Source organism: Streptomyces sp. NPDC094448 (assembly GCF_044763775.1).
In the GTDB taxonomy this organism is placed as follows: domain Bacteria; phylum Actinomycetota; class Actinomycetes; order Streptomycetales; family Streptomycetaceae; genus Streptomyces.
On the sequence record NZ_JBIWGU010000018.1, the window covers coordinates 40,833 to 57,280 of the forward strand.

Annotated in this window: 16 protein-coding genes and 1 riboswitch; of the genes, 5 read left to right on the plus strand and 11 right to left on the minus strand. The window is 73.3% G+C overall.

Annotation, left to right across the window (positions count from 1 at the left end):
- The first annotated feature begins 32 nt into the window (after positions 1-32).
- A complete protein-coding gene (locus ACIQ9E_RS28630; protein ID WP_403711897.1) occupies positions 33-1,826 on the plus strand; it encodes a glycoside hydrolase family 15 protein in 1,794 nt (597 codons plus the stop codon).
- 4 nt (positions 1,827-1,830) lie between these two features.
- Entirely contained in the window at positions 1,831-2,649 is an 819-nt protein-coding gene (locus tag ACIQ9E_RS28635; protein WP_403711899.1) for an SDR family oxidoreductase, read from the plus strand.
- Between the two features lie 249 nt (positions 2,650-2,898).
- Here ACIQ9E_RS28635 and amaP read toward each other — a convergent pair whose 3' ends face one another.
- The 5 genes from amaP to ACIQ9E_RS28660 form a co-directional block, all read right to left on the minus strand.
- Positions 2,899-3,477 carry an alkaline shock response membrane anchor protein AmaP gene (gene amaP / locus ACIQ9E_RS28640; RefSeq protein ID WP_403711901.1) on the minus strand — a complete coding sequence of 193 codons (579 nt, stop codon included), beginning with the start codon at positions 3,475-3,477 and terminating at the stop codon, positions 2,899-2,901.
- Positions 3,478-3,484: 7 nt separating this feature from the next.
- Positions 3,485-4,126, minus strand: coding sequence for a DUF6286 domain-containing protein (locus tag ACIQ9E_RS28645; RefSeq protein WP_403711903.1), 642 nt, complete (start codon positions 4,124-4,126; stop codon positions 3,485-3,487).
- On the minus strand, positions 4,123-4,554 hold the full coding sequence (locus ACIQ9E_RS28650) for a hypothetical protein (RefSeq protein WP_403711905.1): 432 nt from the start codon (positions 4,552-4,554) through the stop codon (positions 4,123-4,125). Before ACIQ9E_RS28650 ends, ACIQ9E_RS28645 begins: the two co-directional genes overlap by 4 nt.
- The gene (locus tag ACIQ9E_RS28655) at positions 4,551-4,742 is read right to left on the minus strand and encodes a hypothetical protein (protein ID WP_040916690.1); all 192 of its coding nucleotides are present in this window, start codon (positions 4,740-4,742) and stop codon (positions 4,551-4,553) included. Before ACIQ9E_RS28655 ends, ACIQ9E_RS28650 begins: the two co-directional genes overlap by 4 nt.
- Before the next feature lie 99 nt (positions 4,743-4,841).
- Positions 4,842-5,312, minus strand: coding sequence for an Asp23/Gls24 family envelope stress response protein (locus ACIQ9E_RS28660; RefSeq protein WP_006350020.1), 471 nt, complete (start codon positions 5,310-5,312; stop codon positions 4,842-4,844).
- A 190-nt stretch (positions 5,313-5,502) separates the two neighbouring features.
- Here ACIQ9E_RS28660 and ACIQ9E_RS28665 point away from each other — a divergent pair, with 190 nt between their 5' ends.
- The gene (locus tag ACIQ9E_RS28665; protein WP_403711907.1) at positions 5,503-6,216 is read left to right on the plus strand and encodes a hypothetical protein; all 714 of its coding nucleotides are present in this window, start codon (positions 5,503-5,505) and stop codon (positions 6,214-6,216) included.
- A 336-nt stretch (positions 6,217-6,552) separates the two neighbouring features.
- On the opposite strand, the gene ACIQ9E_RS28670 is transcribed toward ACIQ9E_RS28665, so the two are convergent.
- From ACIQ9E_RS28670 to ACIQ9E_RS28695, 6 genes are all read right to left on the minus strand, one after another.
- On the minus strand, positions 6,553-7,368 hold the full coding sequence (locus ACIQ9E_RS28670) for an enoyl-CoA hydratase/isomerase family protein (RefSeq protein WP_403711909.1): 816 nt from the start codon (positions 7,366-7,368) through the stop codon (positions 6,553-6,555).
- A 226-nt stretch (positions 7,369-7,594) separates the two neighbouring features.
- Positions 7,595-7,816 carry a helix-turn-helix domain-containing protein gene (locus tag ACIQ9E_RS28675; RefSeq protein ID WP_006123601.1) on the minus strand — a complete coding sequence of 74 codons (222 nt, stop codon included), beginning with the start codon at positions 7,814-7,816 and terminating at the stop codon, positions 7,595-7,597.
- A gap of 389 nt (positions 7,817-8,205) precedes the next feature.
- Positions 8,206-9,804 carry an ABC-F family ATP-binding cassette domain-containing protein gene (locus ACIQ9E_RS28680; RefSeq protein WP_403711911.1) on the minus strand — a complete coding sequence of 533 codons (1,599 nt, stop codon included), beginning with the start codon at positions 9,802-9,804 and terminating at the stop codon, positions 8,206-8,208.
- 664 nt (positions 9,805-10,468) lie between these two features.
- Positions 10,469-11,770: a hypothetical protein gene (locus ACIQ9E_RS28685; RefSeq protein WP_403711913.1), complete on the minus strand. Its 1,302-nt coding sequence runs from the start codon at positions 11,768-11,770 to the stop codon at positions 10,469-10,471.
- Positions 11,771-12,030: 260 nt separating this feature from the next.
- Positions 12,031-13,155 (minus strand): alpha/beta hydrolase, encoded by a 1,125-nt coding sequence (locus ACIQ9E_RS28690; protein ID WP_403711915.1) that lies wholly within the window; start codon positions 13,153-13,155, stop codon positions 12,031-12,033.
- A gap of 291 nt (positions 13,156-13,446) precedes the next feature.
- Complete coding sequence (locus tag ACIQ9E_RS28695) at positions 13,447-14,118, minus strand: class II aldolase/adducin family protein (protein WP_403711917.1); 672 nt, start codon at positions 14,116-14,118, stop codon at positions 13,447-13,449.
- 258 nt (positions 14,119-14,376) lie between these two features.
- Here ACIQ9E_RS28695 and ACIQ9E_RS28700 point away from each other — a divergent pair, with 258 nt between their 5' ends.
- Together ACIQ9E_RS28700 and ACIQ9E_RS28705 are read left to right on the plus strand one after the other, a co-directional pair.
- A complete protein-coding gene (locus tag ACIQ9E_RS28700) occupies positions 14,377-15,648 on the plus strand; it encodes an anion permease (protein WP_403711919.1) in 1,272 nt (423 codons plus the stop codon).
- A 12-nt stretch (positions 15,649-15,660) separates the two neighbouring features.
- Positions 15,661-15,882 (plus strand): hypothetical protein, encoded by a 222-nt coding sequence (locus ACIQ9E_RS28705; protein ID WP_403711921.1) that lies wholly within the window; start codon positions 15,661-15,663, stop codon positions 15,880-15,882.
- Between the two features lie 315 nt (positions 15,883-16,197).
- Positions 16,198-16,329: riboswitch (cobalamin riboswitch) on the plus strand.
- Positions 16,330-16,448 lie beyond the last annotated feature (119 nt).

A 16,448-nucleotide genomic window follows, 5' to 3' on the forward strand; every position in this document is an offset into this window, starting at 1 on the left:
TGCCTCTCGTACACAGCGGGAACACGCTTCACGTGACCCTACGTATCGAGGACTACGCCCTCATCGGCGATCTCCAGACGGCGGCCCTCGTCGGCACCGACGGCTCCGTGGACTGGCTCTGCCTGCCCCGCTTCGATTCGGGCGCCTGCTTCGCCGCCCTGCTCGGCGACAAGGAGAACGGTCACTGGCGGATCGCCCCCAAGGGCTCCGAACGCTGTACCTCCCGCCGCTACCTCGGCGACTCCCTCGTCCTCGAAACCCGCTGGGAGACCCGTACCGGCACGGTGAAGGTCATCGACTTCATGCCGCAGCGGGACATCACCCCCGATGTCGTGCGGATCGTGGAAGGCGTCAGCGGCACCGTCGAGCTGGAATCCGTGCTGCGGCTCCGCTTCGACCACGGTTCGATCGTGCCGTGGATGCGCCGCTCCGACAGCCACCGGGTGGCCGTCGCCGGCCCCGACTCGGTGTGGCTGCGCAGCGAGCCCCCGGTCCGGACCTGGGGTCACCAGTTCAGCACGGTTTCGTCGTTCTCCGTCGAGGAGGGCGAACGGGTGGCGTTCGTCCTGAGCTGGCACCCCTCCCACGAACAGCGGCCCGATCTCACCGACCCCCACGAGGCGCTCCGGTGCAGCCTCGCGGACTGGGCCCAGTGGTCGGACTCCTGCCGGTCCGGGGGCCGCTACCGGGAGGCGGTGGTCCGTTCGCTGATCACGCTGAAGGCCCTCACCTACGCCCCCACCGGCGGTATCGTCGCCGCGCCCACCACCTCCCTGCCGGAGGAGATCGGCGGCGTACGGAACTGGGACTACCGCTACTGCTGGCTGCGGGACTCCACCCTCACCCTCGGCGCCCTGCTCGCCGCCGGATACCAGGAGGAGGCGGCGGCCTGGCGCGACTGGCTGCTGAGGGCCGTCGCCGGGGACCCCGCCGACCTCCAGATCATGTACGGCCTCGCCGGGGAGCGCCGGATGCCCGAAACCGAGCTGACCTGGCTGGGCGGATATGCCGGCTCCGCTCCCGTACGCACCGGGAACGCGGCCGTCGACCAGCTTCAGCTGGATGTCTACGGGGAGGTGATGGACTCCCTGTTCCTCGCCGCGCAGCAGGGCATCCCCGGCGAGCGGCACACCTGGTTCATCCAGCTCAGCCTGCTGGGGTTCCTGGAGTCCAAATGGCGTGAACCGGACGAGGGTCTATGGGAGATCCGGGGGCCGCGACAGCACTTCGTCCACTCCAAGGTGATGGCCTGGGTGGCGGCGGACCGTGCCGTCCGGACCCTGGAGGCCGATCCGTCCCTGCGCGGCGACGTCGGCCGGTGGCGGGCGATGCGGGACGAGGTGCACCAAGAGGTGTGCGAGAAGGGGTACGACCCGGTACGCAACACCTTCACCCAGTACTACGGCTCGCAGGCGCTGGACGCGGCGACCCTGCTGATCCCCCGGGTCGGCTTTCTGCCCCCGGACGACCCCCGGGTCGTCGGTACCGTCGACGCGGTCCGCGCGGAGCTGGGCGCGCACGGCGGTCTGGTCCGCCGCTACAGCACGGAGGGCGCTTCCGTTGACGGGCTCCCCGGCCGCGAGGGTGCCTTTCTGGCCTGCTCGTTCTGGCTGGCGGACGCGCTGCGGATGACGGGCCGCGTCCGGGAGGCCCGGAAGCTGTTCGAGTATCTGCTGACGCTCCGCAACGATGTGGGACTGCTGGCCGAGGAGTACGATCCGGTGGCGCGGCGCCAGTTGGGGAACTTCCCCCAGGCCTTCAGCCATATCGCCCTGGTGACCACCGCCCTCGCGCTCGACGACGAGGAAGCGGACGCGGGAGACTAGCGGCATGGATCTTGGACTGAAGGACCGTGTGTACGTCGTCACCGGGGGTTCCCGGGGGCTCGGCAACGCCTCGGCGCGGGCGCTGGTCGCCGAGGGCGCGAAGGTCGTCGTCTCCGGCCGGGACGAGCGGACCGTGCTGGCCGCGGCCGCCGAACTGGGGCCCGACGCGGTGGGGGTCGCCGTCGACAACGCCGACCCGGACGGCCCGGAACGGCTGCTGGCGGCGGCCCGGGCCCACTTCGGAAGGGTCGACGGGGTACTGATCAGCGTCGGCGGTCCGCCGCCGGGATCGGCCGCGGACAATACGGACGAGCAGTGGCGTACGGCCTTCGAGAGCGTGTTCCTCGGCGCGGTCAGGCTGGCGCGGGCGGCCGTCGCGGCGCTCGGCGACGAGGGCAACGAGGGCAACGAGGGCAACGAGGGCAACGAGGCCAACAGGGGCAATGGGAGTGATGGGGGTGTTGTCGGATTCGTCCTCTCCGGCTCCGTCCATGAGCCGATCCCCGGTCTGACCATCTCCAACGGTCTGCGGCCCGGCCTCGCGGGCTTCGCCAAGTCCCTGGCGGACGAGGTCGGCCCACGGGGGATCCGGGTCGTCGGCCTGCTGCCCGCGCGGATCGACACCGACCGGGTCCGTGAACTCGACGCGCTGACGGGCGACGCGGACACGGCACGGGAGGGCAACGAATCGCGCATTCCGCTGCGGCGGTACGGAACGCCGGAGGAGTTCGGCCGCGTGGCGGCGTTTGTGCTGTCACCGGCGGCGTCGTACCTCACAGGCATCATGCTCCCGGTGGACGGCGGCGCCCTCCGGGGTTTCTAGCCGCGGCGGTACGGGGGCGGGGCGCCCGGGTGCCCGCAGCGGAGTCCGGCGCCCGGTTTCACCACCGCGCGAGGCGCACGCCCCGGGCGCGCGGCGGCCCGCAGCGGAGTCCGGCCCGGGGTTCACCACTACGCGCCTTGTGCGCGGAGCGCGCTCCGGGGCCCGGAGCGGGCCGTGTCCGCGCCTTGCGGGCCCGCCGGGCGTGAGCGGGGCCGGCGGGGTGGGCGCGGCGCCCCGGGACGTACCCCCTCAGGAGACCCGGCGCGGGGCGTGTTTCGCCGCCTGGAGGCGGCATTCCGTGGGGAGCACCGGCAGGCCCGTGGAGGTCCGGGCATGCGCCACCGCCTGCGAGGTCAGGGTGTGCAGGGTGCGGGCGGGGGACGCGTGCGGCTCCAGGAGCAGCCGGGCGCGCGCCTCCGGAGCGCCCTTGCGGCGCCGGAGCGTGATCCGGGCCCGCCGTACGCCCTCCAGCGACTCGGCCTCGGCCTCCATCGCGCCCTCCAGCGCCCGGCCGCGCAACCGCGCGCCCTCGCCGTCACCGTCGTCGACCAGCAGCTCACCTAGCCGGGCCCGCCGCGGCTGGGCCAGCAGCAGCCAGAGCGCCAGGACGACCAGGACCGCGAGGACCGCGAGGACCGTGGGCCACCACCAGCCCTCGGCCCGCCACCGATCCCGGTCCGCCGTGCTCAGCAGCACGTCGCCGGGGCCGTGCCACGGCCACCACGACGGTACGGAGAGCCCCGCGCCCGCCGCGAGCACCGCGCCGCCGACCGCCGTCAGCACCAGCCCGGCGACGCCGAGCGCCACCCGGTTCACGGTCCGCAGCATGACCGCCTCATCTCTTCCCGCGGGGCGGCCGCACCACCCGTACCGACGGCACCGGCGGTTTCGCCAGGCCGAGTTCGCCGACGGCGTCCGCCAGCACGTTCTCCACATCGGCCCGGACGTCGTCGAGGGCCCGGAAATGGGAGCGGGCCCGTACGGACGCCTTGCGGCGGCCCACCCGTACCCGGACGGACTCCACCCCGGCCACCTCCAGCACCCGGTCCCGCAGCACCAGGGCAGCCGCGTCGCGGGTCAGTCCGGCCCTGACCGGACCGGGGGCACCGGGATCAGCGTCGCGCCGCATGGGCAGCAGCTTCCGCAGGCCGGGCGCCAGGGCCATGACGAGCAGCCAGATCCCGACGGCGGCGGCCACCGCGGCGCCCACCGTGACCCAGGTGTCGTCGAGCCGGGTGTCCGCGAGACGGTCGGCGAGCGTCCGCCGCCAGGCCATGCCGGGGCGGCCGGCCCGGACCGCCGCGACATCGTAGAGCAGCAGCCCCGCGCCGCCGAGGACCACGAGGGCCGCGAGCGCCGCCGGAAGGCGCCGTACGGACCAGAACCGGCGGGCCCTGGCGGCGGGGGCGCCCGGCGGGGGCGGGGATCCGGACTCGGATACGGGGACCGGGCCGGGTCCCGGGGCGGGCACGCTCATCGGGTCACCCGCTCCCCGCGCCCGGCCGCGCCGCGCGTATGCGACGACAGCAGCCGCTCCACCGACACCTCCACCTCGGGAACGTCCATTCCGGCCAGTGTGCTCACCCGTTCGACGACCCGGCGGCGCACGGCACCGCACCTGCGGCCGATATCGGAGGGGTAGTCGAGGTCGAGACTGATACGGACCCGCGCGCTGTCCTGGTGCACGACGACCCCGGCGTGCGGCGCGGAACCGCCCTCCGGTACCCGGCCGATCGCCTCGCGCGCCGCCTGTGCGGCGATCTTGGCAACCACCCGTTCGGCGATGACGGTGGCGCCCCGGTCCCCCGCGGCGATCCGCTCCGTACCGGAAATCCGGGAACTGCCGTGGCCATCGGGCCCTGTGGGGCTGCCGGGGCTGCCCCGCTCACCGGCCACCCGCGTCACCGCGTCCGGTCGCCGCGCTCACGGCCCCGGAAGAAGTCGCCGGGTTCGAGATCACCGTCGAGGAAGCGGCCCGCAACAAAACCGACCGCTCCGAGCGCGGCCACGAGCAGGAACGCCCCGAAGCCACCGAAATACCCGGCGAAGCCCAGTGCCATGCCGGCCAGCAGGCCGACCGCGGACATGCTCATCATCAGCTCCTTCGTCTCCGACTTGCCGTCACCGAAGCCCGTTCACCGGGGCCCGCCCCGTACCGCCCCGGAAACGGGAAACGGAACGGGAGGTCGTGGCTACTGAAGCCGCGATTCCGGCTCCTCGTCCTCCTCGTCGGGGAGCTTCACATCGCTGACGGCGATATTGACCTCGACGACCTCAAGGCTCGTCATCCGCTCCACGGCCGAGATCACGTTCTCCCGCACCGCGCGGGCGACATCGGAGATCGACACGCCGTAATCGACCACGATCTCCAGGTCGAGTGCCGTCTGCACCTCACCGACCTCGGCCTTCACCCCCCGGCTGACACTGGCCTTGCCACCGCCCGGCACCCGGTCGCGGACCGCGCCGAAGGTACGGGAGAGGCCGCTGCCCATGGCATGGACGCCGACCACATCGCGTGCCGCGAGCCCCGCGATCTTCTCGACGACACCGTCCGCGATGGTGGTACGGCCCCGGGACCCGGGGTCGCCACCGCCGCGCTTGGTGACGGATGTCCTCCTCGGCTCGCCGCCCGAGCCCACTCCGGTGCTGGCGGTGTCACTCATGCCGGTGTCCTTTCCAGGCCTCTGCTCGTGGCCCTGCTGACAGCCCTGCTGACAGTGCCGGGCGCCACGGGCCGCGACCGCCGTGCCGCCTTGCGCGACCCGGCCGCACCCGCTTGAGGAATGCACCCTTTCGCCCCACATTAAGGGGAAATGCCGTGTCTTGCGTCGGGGAGTACGGCAGGCTGGGGCCATGACCACAGCTGACGCGGTACGGGAACGGCTCGCCCTCGGCAGGCTGCTCCCGCTGGGTCCCGCCGAAGACGGCGCCTGGCTGACGGAGCAGACCGCCCGGTCGGTACTGGGCCGGGCGGCGGACCCGATCGCGGGGGTACGGCTGATCGGGTCGCGCCGGGGTGTTCCGGGGGTACGGCTGGCCCTCGACGACCCCGGGTCGGCGGCCGTGTCCCCCGTACCGCCGCCACCGGGCGCGCTGCCGCACGGACCGCTGAGGATCACCGGGGAGGTCGCGGTGGAGCGGGCCGCACTGGCGCGCGCACCCCTGCCCGACCTGGCGTCGGAGCTGCGCGGCGCCCTGCTGACCGCGGCGGAGGAGACGCTGGGCCTGGTCGTGGCCGGGGCCGATCTCCGGATGGCGCAACTGCTCGACACGGCGGCGGATCCGGCGGAGCGGAGCCGAGTGGAGCCGCCGCCCGCGGTGCCCGCCGACGGCCCGGTGGCCGAGGCGGTGGCGGGCGTTACGGGAGTGGCCGGGCTGACGGGCACCCTGGGCCGTCCGGTGCACAGGGCGGAGGACCGGGTGCGGGTGGAGTTCGCGGTGGCGGCCGGTCACCGCCCGCTGACGGTCGTCCGCGCGGTCCGCGCGGCAGTGACGCCCCTGGTGGCCGGTATCCCCGTATCCGTACTGGTCACGGCGGTGCGCACGGCAACCGATCCGGACGGCTGAGGGCCGGGCGCACCGGCGGGATTCCGGACCCCGGTACGTACCGAAGAGCCGACCGGGCGGCCGGCGGTCTCGTCGGCCCGCCGCTCGCGCCTCCCGCCACGGCGCCCGGCGGGGCCTCCGGCAGGGTGGGCTCGGGCAGGTGTCCACGGGCCCGGGGAGCGCCGACGGTCCGAGGGCCTGTGCAGTGCGGGCCGGTCCGAGGGCCTGTCCAGGGCCGGCCGGTCCGAGGGCCTGTGCAGTGCGGGCCGGTCCGAGGGCCTGTCCAGGGCCGGCCGGTCCGAGGGCCTGTGCAGTGCGGGCCTGTGCGGTGCGGCGGGTCCGGAGCGGGCCGTGCCGTCAGTCGCCGAGGCCCGCCAGATCCCGCAGACGGCGGGCCTGCGCCGCGCGTTCGGCGGTGCGCTGCTCTTCGTACGAGCGAGTGACCGCGCCCTGGAGCAGTGCCTTCGTCTCGACGACCGCATCCCGTGGACCGGCCAGCAGGGCGGTCGTCAGATCGGCGACCGCAGAGTCGAGTTCGGCTCCCGGCACCACGAGATTGGCCAGACCGGTCCGCTCGGCCTCCTCCGCATGGACGAAACGGCCGGTGACACAGATCTCCAGGGCACGGGCATAGCCGACCAGGGAAACCAAGGGGTGGGTGCCGGTGAGATCGGGCACCAGTCCGAGACCGGTCTCCCGCATGGCGAACTGGGCGTCCTCCGCCACGATCCGCAGATCGCAGGCGAGGGCGAGCTGGAAACCCGCGCCGACGGCATGCCCCTGCACCGCGGCGACCGAGATCAGATCGGGCCGCCGCCACCAGGTGAACGCCTCCTGGTACTCGGCGATCACAGCGTCCAGCGCGGCATCGTCACTGCGCGCCAAATCCAGGAAGGACGGCTCGCCGTCGAATCCCTCGGGCGTGAACGCCTGCCGGTCGAGCCCCGCGGAGAAGGACCGGCCCTCGGCGCGCAGCACCACCAGCCGCACGGCACCCGGCAGGGACCGCCCGGCCAGCGCCAGCGCCCGCCACATGGCGGGCGACTGGGCGTTCCGCTTCTCCGGGCGCACCAGTGCCACCGTGGCCACCGCGCCCTCGATGGTGAGCCGGACACCGTCCTGCTCCAGCACGGTGTCGCGGGCGGGCCGGTGCACGGCTTCCGGCGTGGTCATGGGAGCCTCCGGTCGGGGTGGGGGCACGGTGCAGACCACGCTAAACCAAGTGACTGCACAGTAACCACCCCGGCCGGATGCCGAATCGGCCGGGTATCCACCGTGCCGACCGGGGTGTCCGACCCCGGCCGACTCCGGCCCGCTCGCCAACAGCGGGCCCATGACCTGCGCACGCGCGGTGCGAGGGGGAAAGAAGACGCGATCGACGCACGGGCGCCGCGGCGCGTCAGGCCGAAGCGGCCTTCTTGCCCCGGGTCGCCCCGCCGCGTCCACGCAGCGTGACTCCGGACTCACTCAGCATCCGGTGGACGAATCCATAGGAGCGGCCGGTCTCTTCGGCCAGCGCCCGGATACTCGCACCGGAGTCGTACTTCTTCTTCAGGTCTGCCGCGAGCTTGTCGCGCGCGGCGCCGGTCACCCGGCTGCCCTTCTTCAGAGTCTCGGCCACCCGTGCCTCCTCATGGGAAGTGCGCTCTGGACTTCTCATGATCACCCCTTGCAGGCTTCCTGGCCACCCATTCGGCAAGGTCCATGGGACGAGCTTTGCCGCGCAAAGCCCCGTCCAGCCGCTCGGAACCGTGGATTCCAGACGCTCCGGAACCGGACCCGGAAGCTCTGATTCCGGAGAGTTGGCAGGTCAGAAAGGTTGACCGGGGTGGAGTGGCACCCCGCGAACACCCGGGAGGGAAAAACCGCTCCCTCGCCAGCAACCACACCGGGGTACCAGAGCGTCTCACTCAGATGACGGATCACCTGTGGGCCGAATGATCCCTACGGAAGTGATCACCAACGGCGTTCCGGGCGGGCGCGGCCCGCCCCCGGACACCCCTCCGGGGCTCAGGCGAGCGCCACCAGGTCCGCGTAGTCGGCACCCCACAGGTCCTCGACACCGTCCGGCAGCAGGATGATCCGCTCCGGCTGGAGCGCCTCCACCGCGCCCTCGTCGTGTGTCACCAGGACGACCGCGCCCTTGTAGGTCCGCAGCGCCCCGAGGATCTCCTCGCGGCTGGCCGGGTCGAGGTTGTTGGTGGGCTCGTCGAGCAGCAGCACATTGGCAGCGGAGACCACCAGGGTGGCCAGCGCCAGCCGGGTCTTCTCACCGCCGGAGAGCACCCCGGCCGGCTTGTCGACGTCGTCGCCGGAGAACAGGAACGAGCCCAGGGTCTTGCGTACCTCGACCAGGTCGAGGTCGGGCGCGGAGGAGCGCATGTTCTCCAGGACCGTACGGTCGGGGTCCAGGGTCTCGTGCTCCTGGGCGTAGTAGCCCAGCTTGAGACCGTGACCGGGGGTGACCTCGCCGGTGTCGGCCTGCTCGACCCCGGCCAGCAGGCGCAGGAGCGTCGTCTTGCCCGCGCCGTTGAGGCCGAGGATGACGACCCGGGACCCCTTGTCGATCGCGAGGTCGACGTCGGTGAAGATCTCCAGGGAGCCGTAGGACTTGGACAGTCCCTCGGCCCGCAGCGGGGTCTTGCCGCAGGGCGCCGGTTCGGGGAAGCGGAGCTTGGCCACCTTGTCGGAGACGCGGGCGTCCTCCAGCCCCGCCAGCAGCCGCTCGGCGCGCCGGGCCATGTTCTGCGCGGCAACTGTCTTGGTGGCCTTGGCGCGCATCTTGTCGGCCTGGGCGTTCAGCGCGGCGGCCTTCTTCTCGGCGTTCTGGCGCTCCCGCTTGCGGCGCTTCTCGTCGGCCTCGCGCTGCTGCTGGTAGAGCTTCCAGCCCATGTTGTAGACGTCGATGGTGGCGCGGTTGGCGTCGAGGTAGAAGACCTTGTTGACGACCGTCTCGACCAGGTCGACGTCGTGGGAGATGACGATGAAACCGCCGCGGTAGGTCTTCAGGTATTCACGCAGCCAGACGATGGAGTCGGCGTCGAGGTGGTTGGTCGGCTCGTCGAGGAGGAGGGTGTCGGCGTCCGAGAAGAGGATCCGGGCCAGCTCCACCCGGCGGCGCTGACCGCCGGAGAGGGTGTGCAGCGGCTGGCCGAGCACCCGGTCGGGCAGGCCCAGCGCGGAGGCGATGGTCGCGGCCTCGGCCTCGGCGGCGTACCCGCCCTTGGTGAGGAACTCGGTCTCCAGGCGCTCGTACTTCTTCATCGCCTTCTCGCGGGTGGCGCCCTTGCCGTTCGCCATCCGGTCCTCGTTCTCGCGCATCCGCCGCAGCACGGTGTCCAGCTCGCGGGCGGAGAGGATGCGGTCGCGGGCGAGGATGTCGAGATCGCCCGTGCGCGGGTCCTGCGGGAGGTAGCCGACCTCGCCGGAGCGGGCGATGGTGCCGCCGGCGGGGACGCCCTCACCCGCGAGGCATTTGGTGAGGGTGGTCTTCCCGGCGCCGTTCCGGCCGACGAGGCCGATGCGGTCGCCCTTGGCGACGCGGAACGTGGCGGACTCGATGAGGATGCGGGCGCCGGCGCGCAACTCGATGCCGGAAGCGGTGATCACGGACAGACTCCAGAAACAAGCGGTATGGACGGCGGGAGGGTGGGCGTGTCTGCTACGCCGTCTATTGCGCGAGGAGAATGGCCATGAGGCCAGTTTAACGGGGTGTGCAAGTGCTTTTGCCGCTGCTGCGGGCTCCCTCGGGCGGAGCCGACGGCTGCCGGCTGGTGTGCCGGCTGCGGTCCGCTGCTGCGGGCTCCCGCGGGCGGAGCGCCTGTCCGCGGGAGCCGGCGGTCGCGGGGCGGCCCCCGGGACCCGCGGCCGGGTGCCCGGAAGGGGCACCCGGCGGGACGACTACCGGAAACGGCGAACGGGACGGCAAGCGGGGCTGTAAGGGGGGTTGTACGGCAGCACGGGGTGATCGTGCTCCTCGGGTGCCTCGTGGCGGCCTCGGGCCCTTGCGATGGCGGCCCGGTGCGGCTCCGGTGAGGGCCTCGGGCGCCTCCGCCGGCAGCTTGGGGGGCGCCCGCCGGCGGCCTCGGGCCCTTTCGGCGGCGGCCCGGTGCGGCTCGGCCCGCGCGGGGCCGGTGGCCGCGGCGTGCGCGGCCCGACGGCCCCGCCGGACGGTCACACCCCGGGCGTTCCCCGGGCCGCCGGAGCCGCCGGAAGCCGGGGCCCGGAGCCCCCGCGCGGACGGCCCCGGCCGGGCTCCGCCCGCGCGGGGGTTTCAGGCGCCGCCGGTGTGGACCTGGAAGGCCGCCCGGCGCAGCGCCTTGGCGAGGGCCGGATCGGGATGGGCGGCCGCGAGGGCCACCAGGACCTGGACCGTCCGGGGGTGGCCGCCGGAGCGGACTTCCTCCAGCAGCGCGGGGACCGTGCCCTGGACGGCCGCGTCGAGATGGCGCAGCAGCAGCTGGGGCTCGCCGTGGTCGGCGACGGCCGCCGCGGTGTCCACCCAGAGCCACGTGGCCTCGTCCCGGGTGAGGACGTCATGGGCGTCCTCGGGGTCGACTCCGTCGTACTCGGCGAGCCACAGCAGGGCGTACGGCCGCAGGGGTGCCTCCGCCGCCGCCGCCCGTACCTCGGACTCGGCCGGGGCGCCGACGACCCGGAGGGCCTCGAAGGCCAGTCCCCGCAGCAGGGCGTCCTCGCCGCGGGCGACGGCGAGCAGTTCCGCGACGGCGACGGCGACGGTCCGGGCGGCCAGCCAGGCGCGGTACTCGGCGCGGGCGGGCCCCGGGGTGAGCCGGGCACAGCCGCGGAGCATGTCCTCGGCGGGCTGCTCGATATTCCCGGCCGGGCTCTGGGCGGCGACGCAGATCTGCTCCAGCTTGACCCAGACCGCCCAGTTGCCGAGCGGGGTGAGCGTGGCGGAGCGGCCCCGGTCCAGGGTGAGGGCGCCGACGGCGGCGAGGCCGTCGAGGGCCCAGTCGAGGAGGGGCGCGACGGGGACCGGCGAAGCGGCGGGGGCGTCCGGGGCGCCCGGTGCGCAGGCCACCTCGCAGCGTTCCTCGCGCAGCTCGGCGACCCGCTGCTCCAGCAGGTCGAGCAGGGCGGGCACCAGGACGGGGCCCGCGGAGAGCTGGAGCAGGGACAGCAGTTGGGGCACCGCCTCGACGACCTCGGCGACGGCGGTGGGCGCCACGTCGCCGGGGGCGGGGTGGACCAGGGACCAGGCGTCGAAGAGGGCGACCCAGCCGCGCAGGACGGCCATGTCGTCGCGGTCCCAGGCACGCAGCCGCCAGCCGGGGCGTGCGGTGCCGCCGTGGAGTTCGACGAGGCCGGCCAGGCGGGCCCGGTCCCAGCCCGCGCGGACCTGGTCGAGACTGAGCGCGAGGGCGGCTGCGGCCCGTTCCTCGGTGCCGCCGGTGAGCGGGACCGTACCGGCGGCGTCGCCGTCGACGGCGGCGGCCCAGCGGGCGATGCGGACCGCCTCGGACAGCACGCCGCGGGCCTGGCGGGCCAGTTCGGACGGGGGTGGGGTGCCCTCGGGGGGCCTCGGCGCGGGCCGGGTGCGCCGGGTGGTCACGGCCTTGCGTGCGCTGGTCAGCGGTCGCGGGCGGACAAGACGGAGTCTGGGGTTGCGCGCCAATTGCTCATCAGGCTTTCGGGACGTCACGGGAGCAGTCTTCCCGTTGACGGGCCGAAAGCCCAAACGGAACCGGGCGGACCGGACCGGTGAGGTGGTCGCGGCGGACGGGACGGCCGGTGCGGAAGCCGGTTTCGGGAGGTGTGCGGAGGCTGTCCCGGGCCGTATCAGGGGGATACGCCAGGGGTCGCATCAGAGGGTCACATCAGAGGGGTGAGGAAGCGGCGGAGCGCCTCTTCGTACGCATCGGGGTCGGCGTTCCACATCGCTGCGTGGGGGGCGTCGAGTACGGCGCGGAGGGTGACCAGTTCGGGGCGGGCGGCGGCGAGTTCCCGGGACGCCGCCCAGGGGGCGACGGTGTCGTCGGGGCCGTGGAAGACCAGGGTCGGTACGCGGACGGCCCTGGCGTCGGCGGCGACCGGCACCCGGTCCCGGTAGAGCCCGGCCCGGCCGCGGGCCGCGCGGACGAGCAGCGGCACCAGCGGGGCGGGGGTGTGCCGGGCTCGGGCCAGGGCGCGCAGGGCGGCCTCCTGGTCGAGGACCGGGGAGTCGAGCACCAGACCGGTGACGCGGTCGCGGAGGGCGGAGTTGGCAGCGGTGTGCAGGGCCATGGTGGCGCCGGTGGACCAGCCGTGGAGGACGATACGGCGGGCGCCGCGGTCGGCCGCGTACCGCAGCGCGGCGTCCAGATCGCGCCACTCGGTGTCGCCGAGGTGTCCGAGGCCGTCGGGTGACCGGGGTGCGCCGGGGTCGCCGCGGTAGGCGACGGCGAGCACCGGGAGGCTGCGGCGGTGCAGGAAAGGCAGCAGGTTCAGGGTGTGCTCGCGGGTGGCGCCGAGGCCGTGGACGGCGATCACCCAGGTCTCGCGGGCCCCGGGCACGAACCAGGCCGGGAGCGGGCCCAGCTCGCCGGGGACGGTGACCTCTTCGTAGTCGATGCCGAGGGCGTCGGCGGGGTTGCCGGTGTGGAGGCGGGGGGTCATCCGCACCTTGGTGCCGCGGACCGGGGGGTGGGGGCCCGGGGAGTCCAGCCGGCGGACGACGGTGTCGGGCGATTCGGCAAGCCCCTTCAGGACGGGTCCGGCGACGGCGTGCACGCCGTGTCCGGCGAGGCCGTAGACGCCGGGGCGGCGGGAGGCCAGGCTGCGGGTGAGCGTGATCCGGCCGGGTGCGGTGGCGTGGACGGTGAGGCGGCCGCCGCCGGGGAGGGCGCGGTCGGCCGCGGGCCGGAGCGTGGCGTCGACGGCGTGGCGGGCGGCGGCGAAAGCGGTGCCGAGGCCTGCGAGCGTGGTGACGGCGGCGGCCGTCGCGATTACCGGGCGCACCGTTCCAGTGTGGTGACCCCCGCGCTCCTCTGCCAGCGGGGCGCCGCCGGGGTCCCCCATGGCCGAAGGCACAGCCGGGGGCCGCTTCCCCTGCCGAAGACAGGGGGGAGCGGCAGAGAAGCGTCGCCTGGCCCGCGGCCCGGCGGCGTCCGGCACCGCGCCGGACGCCAACCGCGGGCCGCGGTCGCTCACGCCCGGAGGCGTACCACCGCCCGCGACGGACGCCTACGGACGGCCGGGGCGGGACCTTCGCGGGTCCGGGCCCGTGGGAGCCGGTCGGCCCCGGCACGGTCACCCCGGCTGGCCGTACCCCCGCAGTCGCGCGCCCGCCTCCGCCAGCTGCTCCGGCGTGAGCAGTCGGGGCGCGAGTCCGGGGACCGAGGACGCGAGCAGCCAGACCCGGCACATCCACTCCAGCTGCGCCGTGCGGTCGTACGCCTGGTCCAGCGTCGCGCCCACGGCGACCGTGCCGTGGTTCCCCAGCAGGCAGGCCCGGCGGCCGTCGAGTGCCGTGAGCATCCGGGCGGCCAGTTCGTCGGAGCCGTACACCGCATAGGGCGCGACCCGTACCGGGCCGCCGAGGTCGGCCGTCATGTAGTGGACCGGCGGCAGCTCGGTGACGAGCGTGGAGACGGCGGTCGCGTGCGCCGCATGGGTGTGGACGACGGCCCCCACCTCCCGGGAGCGGTGGACCGCGAGATGGAGCGGCAGTTCGCTGGTGGGCTCCAGGGTTCCGAGGACCCGGCGCCCGTCGAGGTCGACGGCGGTGACGTCACCGTCCGTAAGGCGGTCGTACGGCACTCCGCTCGGGGTGACGAGGACCAGTGGCCCCACCCGGGCCGAGACATTGCCGGAGGTCCCCACGACGAGCCCCTCCGAGGCCGTACGGCGGGCCGTGGCGACGAGTTGGCGCCAGGTCTGTTCGATGGCACTGTCGGACGCGTGTGCGGTCGCTCGGGTCATGGGGCGATCCTGTCAGCCGGTGCCCCCGCGGGATAGAAGCCCCGTGATGGATATCACCGCAAGATCGGATGAACGGCACTTTTCACTCAGTGGAGGGTTGCCACACCCGGACTCCAGGCCTCCGGAGCGGCCTCCGCAACCAAAACGGAATGATGAGAACCGCTTGGGGTCACCCCCAGTCCGGCCCCAGTTCACCTTCCGTTCACCCAGGTTACTTACCTTCGGCGAGCCACTGACCTCCAAAGATTGCCTGGGTAAATGGAACACATCACGCTGCTGCTCGCGATTGTGATCGTGACGGCTCTCGTGTTCGATTTCACGAACGGTTTCCACGACACCGCCAACGCGATGGCCACCACCATCTCGACCGGCGCCATGAAGCCCAAGACCGCGGTGGCGATGTCCGCCGTGCTCAACCTCGTCGGCGCGTTCCTGTCCGTGGAGGTCGCCAAGACGATCTCCAGTGGCATCGTCGACGAGGCAGGCATCACCCCAGAAGTCATCTTCGCGGCGCTCGTCGGCGCCATCCTCTGGAATCTGCTGACGTGGCTGGTCGGACTGCCGTCCAGTTCCTCGCACGCCCTGATGGGCGGTCTGATCGGCGCCACCGTCGCTTCCGTCGGCTTCAGCTCGGTCAACGGCGGCACGGTGATCACCAAGGTCCTGATCCCGGCGATCGCGGCACCGCTGGTCGCGGGCATAGCCGGTTACCTCGGCACCCGGCTGACGTACCGCATCGGCCGCAACACCGACCAGAAGAGCACCGACAAGGGGTACAAGGCGGGTCAGATCGCCTCCGCGGGCCTGGTCTCCCTGGCCCACGGCACCAACGACGCCCAGAAGACCATGGGTGTCATCACCCTGGCCCTGGTCGCCGGTGACATCCTTGCCCCCGGTTCCAACCCCCCGATGTGGGTCATCGTCTCCGCCGGTGTCGCCATCGCCCTCGGCACCTACCTCGGTGGCTGGCGCATCATCCGCACCATGGGCAAGGGCCTGACCGACCTCCAGCCGCAGCAGGGCTTCGCCGCCCAGACCAGCGCGGCGACGGTCATCCTCGCCTCCTCCAACCTCGGCTTCTCCCTCTCCACCACGCACTCCTGCTCCGGTGCCGTGATGGGCTCGGGCCTCGGCCGCAAGGGCGGTGTGGTCCGCTGGTCCACCGCCACCCGGATGTTCGTCGCCTGGGGTCTGACCCTCCCGGCCGCCGGTCTGGTCGCCGCCGCCTCCGAGTACGTGACCAAGCAGGGCGACTGGGGCGTGGCCGCCGTGGCGGTCTTCCTCGTGGCCTCCTCCGCCGCGATCTGGGTGATCTCCCGCCGCCAGGTCGTCGACCACACCAACGTGAACGACGTCGACGAGCCGGCCGGCGCCGAGTCCCCCGGTGTTGTCACCACCGCCATCGCCGCCGTCACCCCGCCGCCGCCCGCCGGCGCCGAGAGCGGCGAGCTGAAGGCCACCATCCACTCCTCCCCCTCCGCCGCGTCGTCGGCCCCCGAGACCGGCCCGGCCAGCCCGGCCGCGGTGTAAGGACAGATCAGCATGAAAATCGACTGGGAAGCCCTGGGCTCCGTCTTCGGTGTCAGCCTCGTCGGCACCGTCGCCCTGGTGGGCCTGTTCTCCCTCGGAGTCATCGCCCTGACCAAGCAGGACGCGGCCGCCGCCAAGGGTGGTTCGACGGTCCTGCCCCGTACCGGCGCCTACGCCTGCTTCGCGGCCTGCGCGCTCGCCGTGTCGTACGGCATCTATCTGATCGTCACCTGATCACTGTCCGATCGGCTCCGGTCGACCGCCGTCAGCCCTGATCTGTTCCGATCGACCCTGGTCGGCTTTGGTCGGCTTGGTCGGCTTGGTCCGCTCGGTCGGCTTGGGGCCGCTGCCGATGGGCTTCTGATCCGGATGCCGCCCTTGTGGCGGCGACAGCCGGGCCCGGCACCCTCGTGGTGCCGGGCCCGGCTGTCGTGCGTCCGTCGTGTGTGTCCGTGGTCCGTCGGGTCGCCGGGGCGCTTGACAGGCCTTGTATGTGGCTCTGCGCACACCGCTCCGTCGCAGGTCAACGGCGAGTTGACGGCTGTTCTCACCCCGTGGTGGACTGCCGGGGCCATTACGGAGGCAGTGGAGGAAGCCGGTGCGAATCCGGCGCGGTCCCGCCACTGTCACCGGGGAGAAGGTCCCCGGGAGCCAGGAACTCTCGCCTCCGTTCACGTCGAACCAGGGCGCGGACACCCTGAGTGAGGACATTCGCCATGCGCGGCAACGGTTCTGCCCCGCCGAGCCCCCTCGGTCCCTCCGGACCTGTCGACCCCCTCTCCGGCGCCACCGGCTCTCCC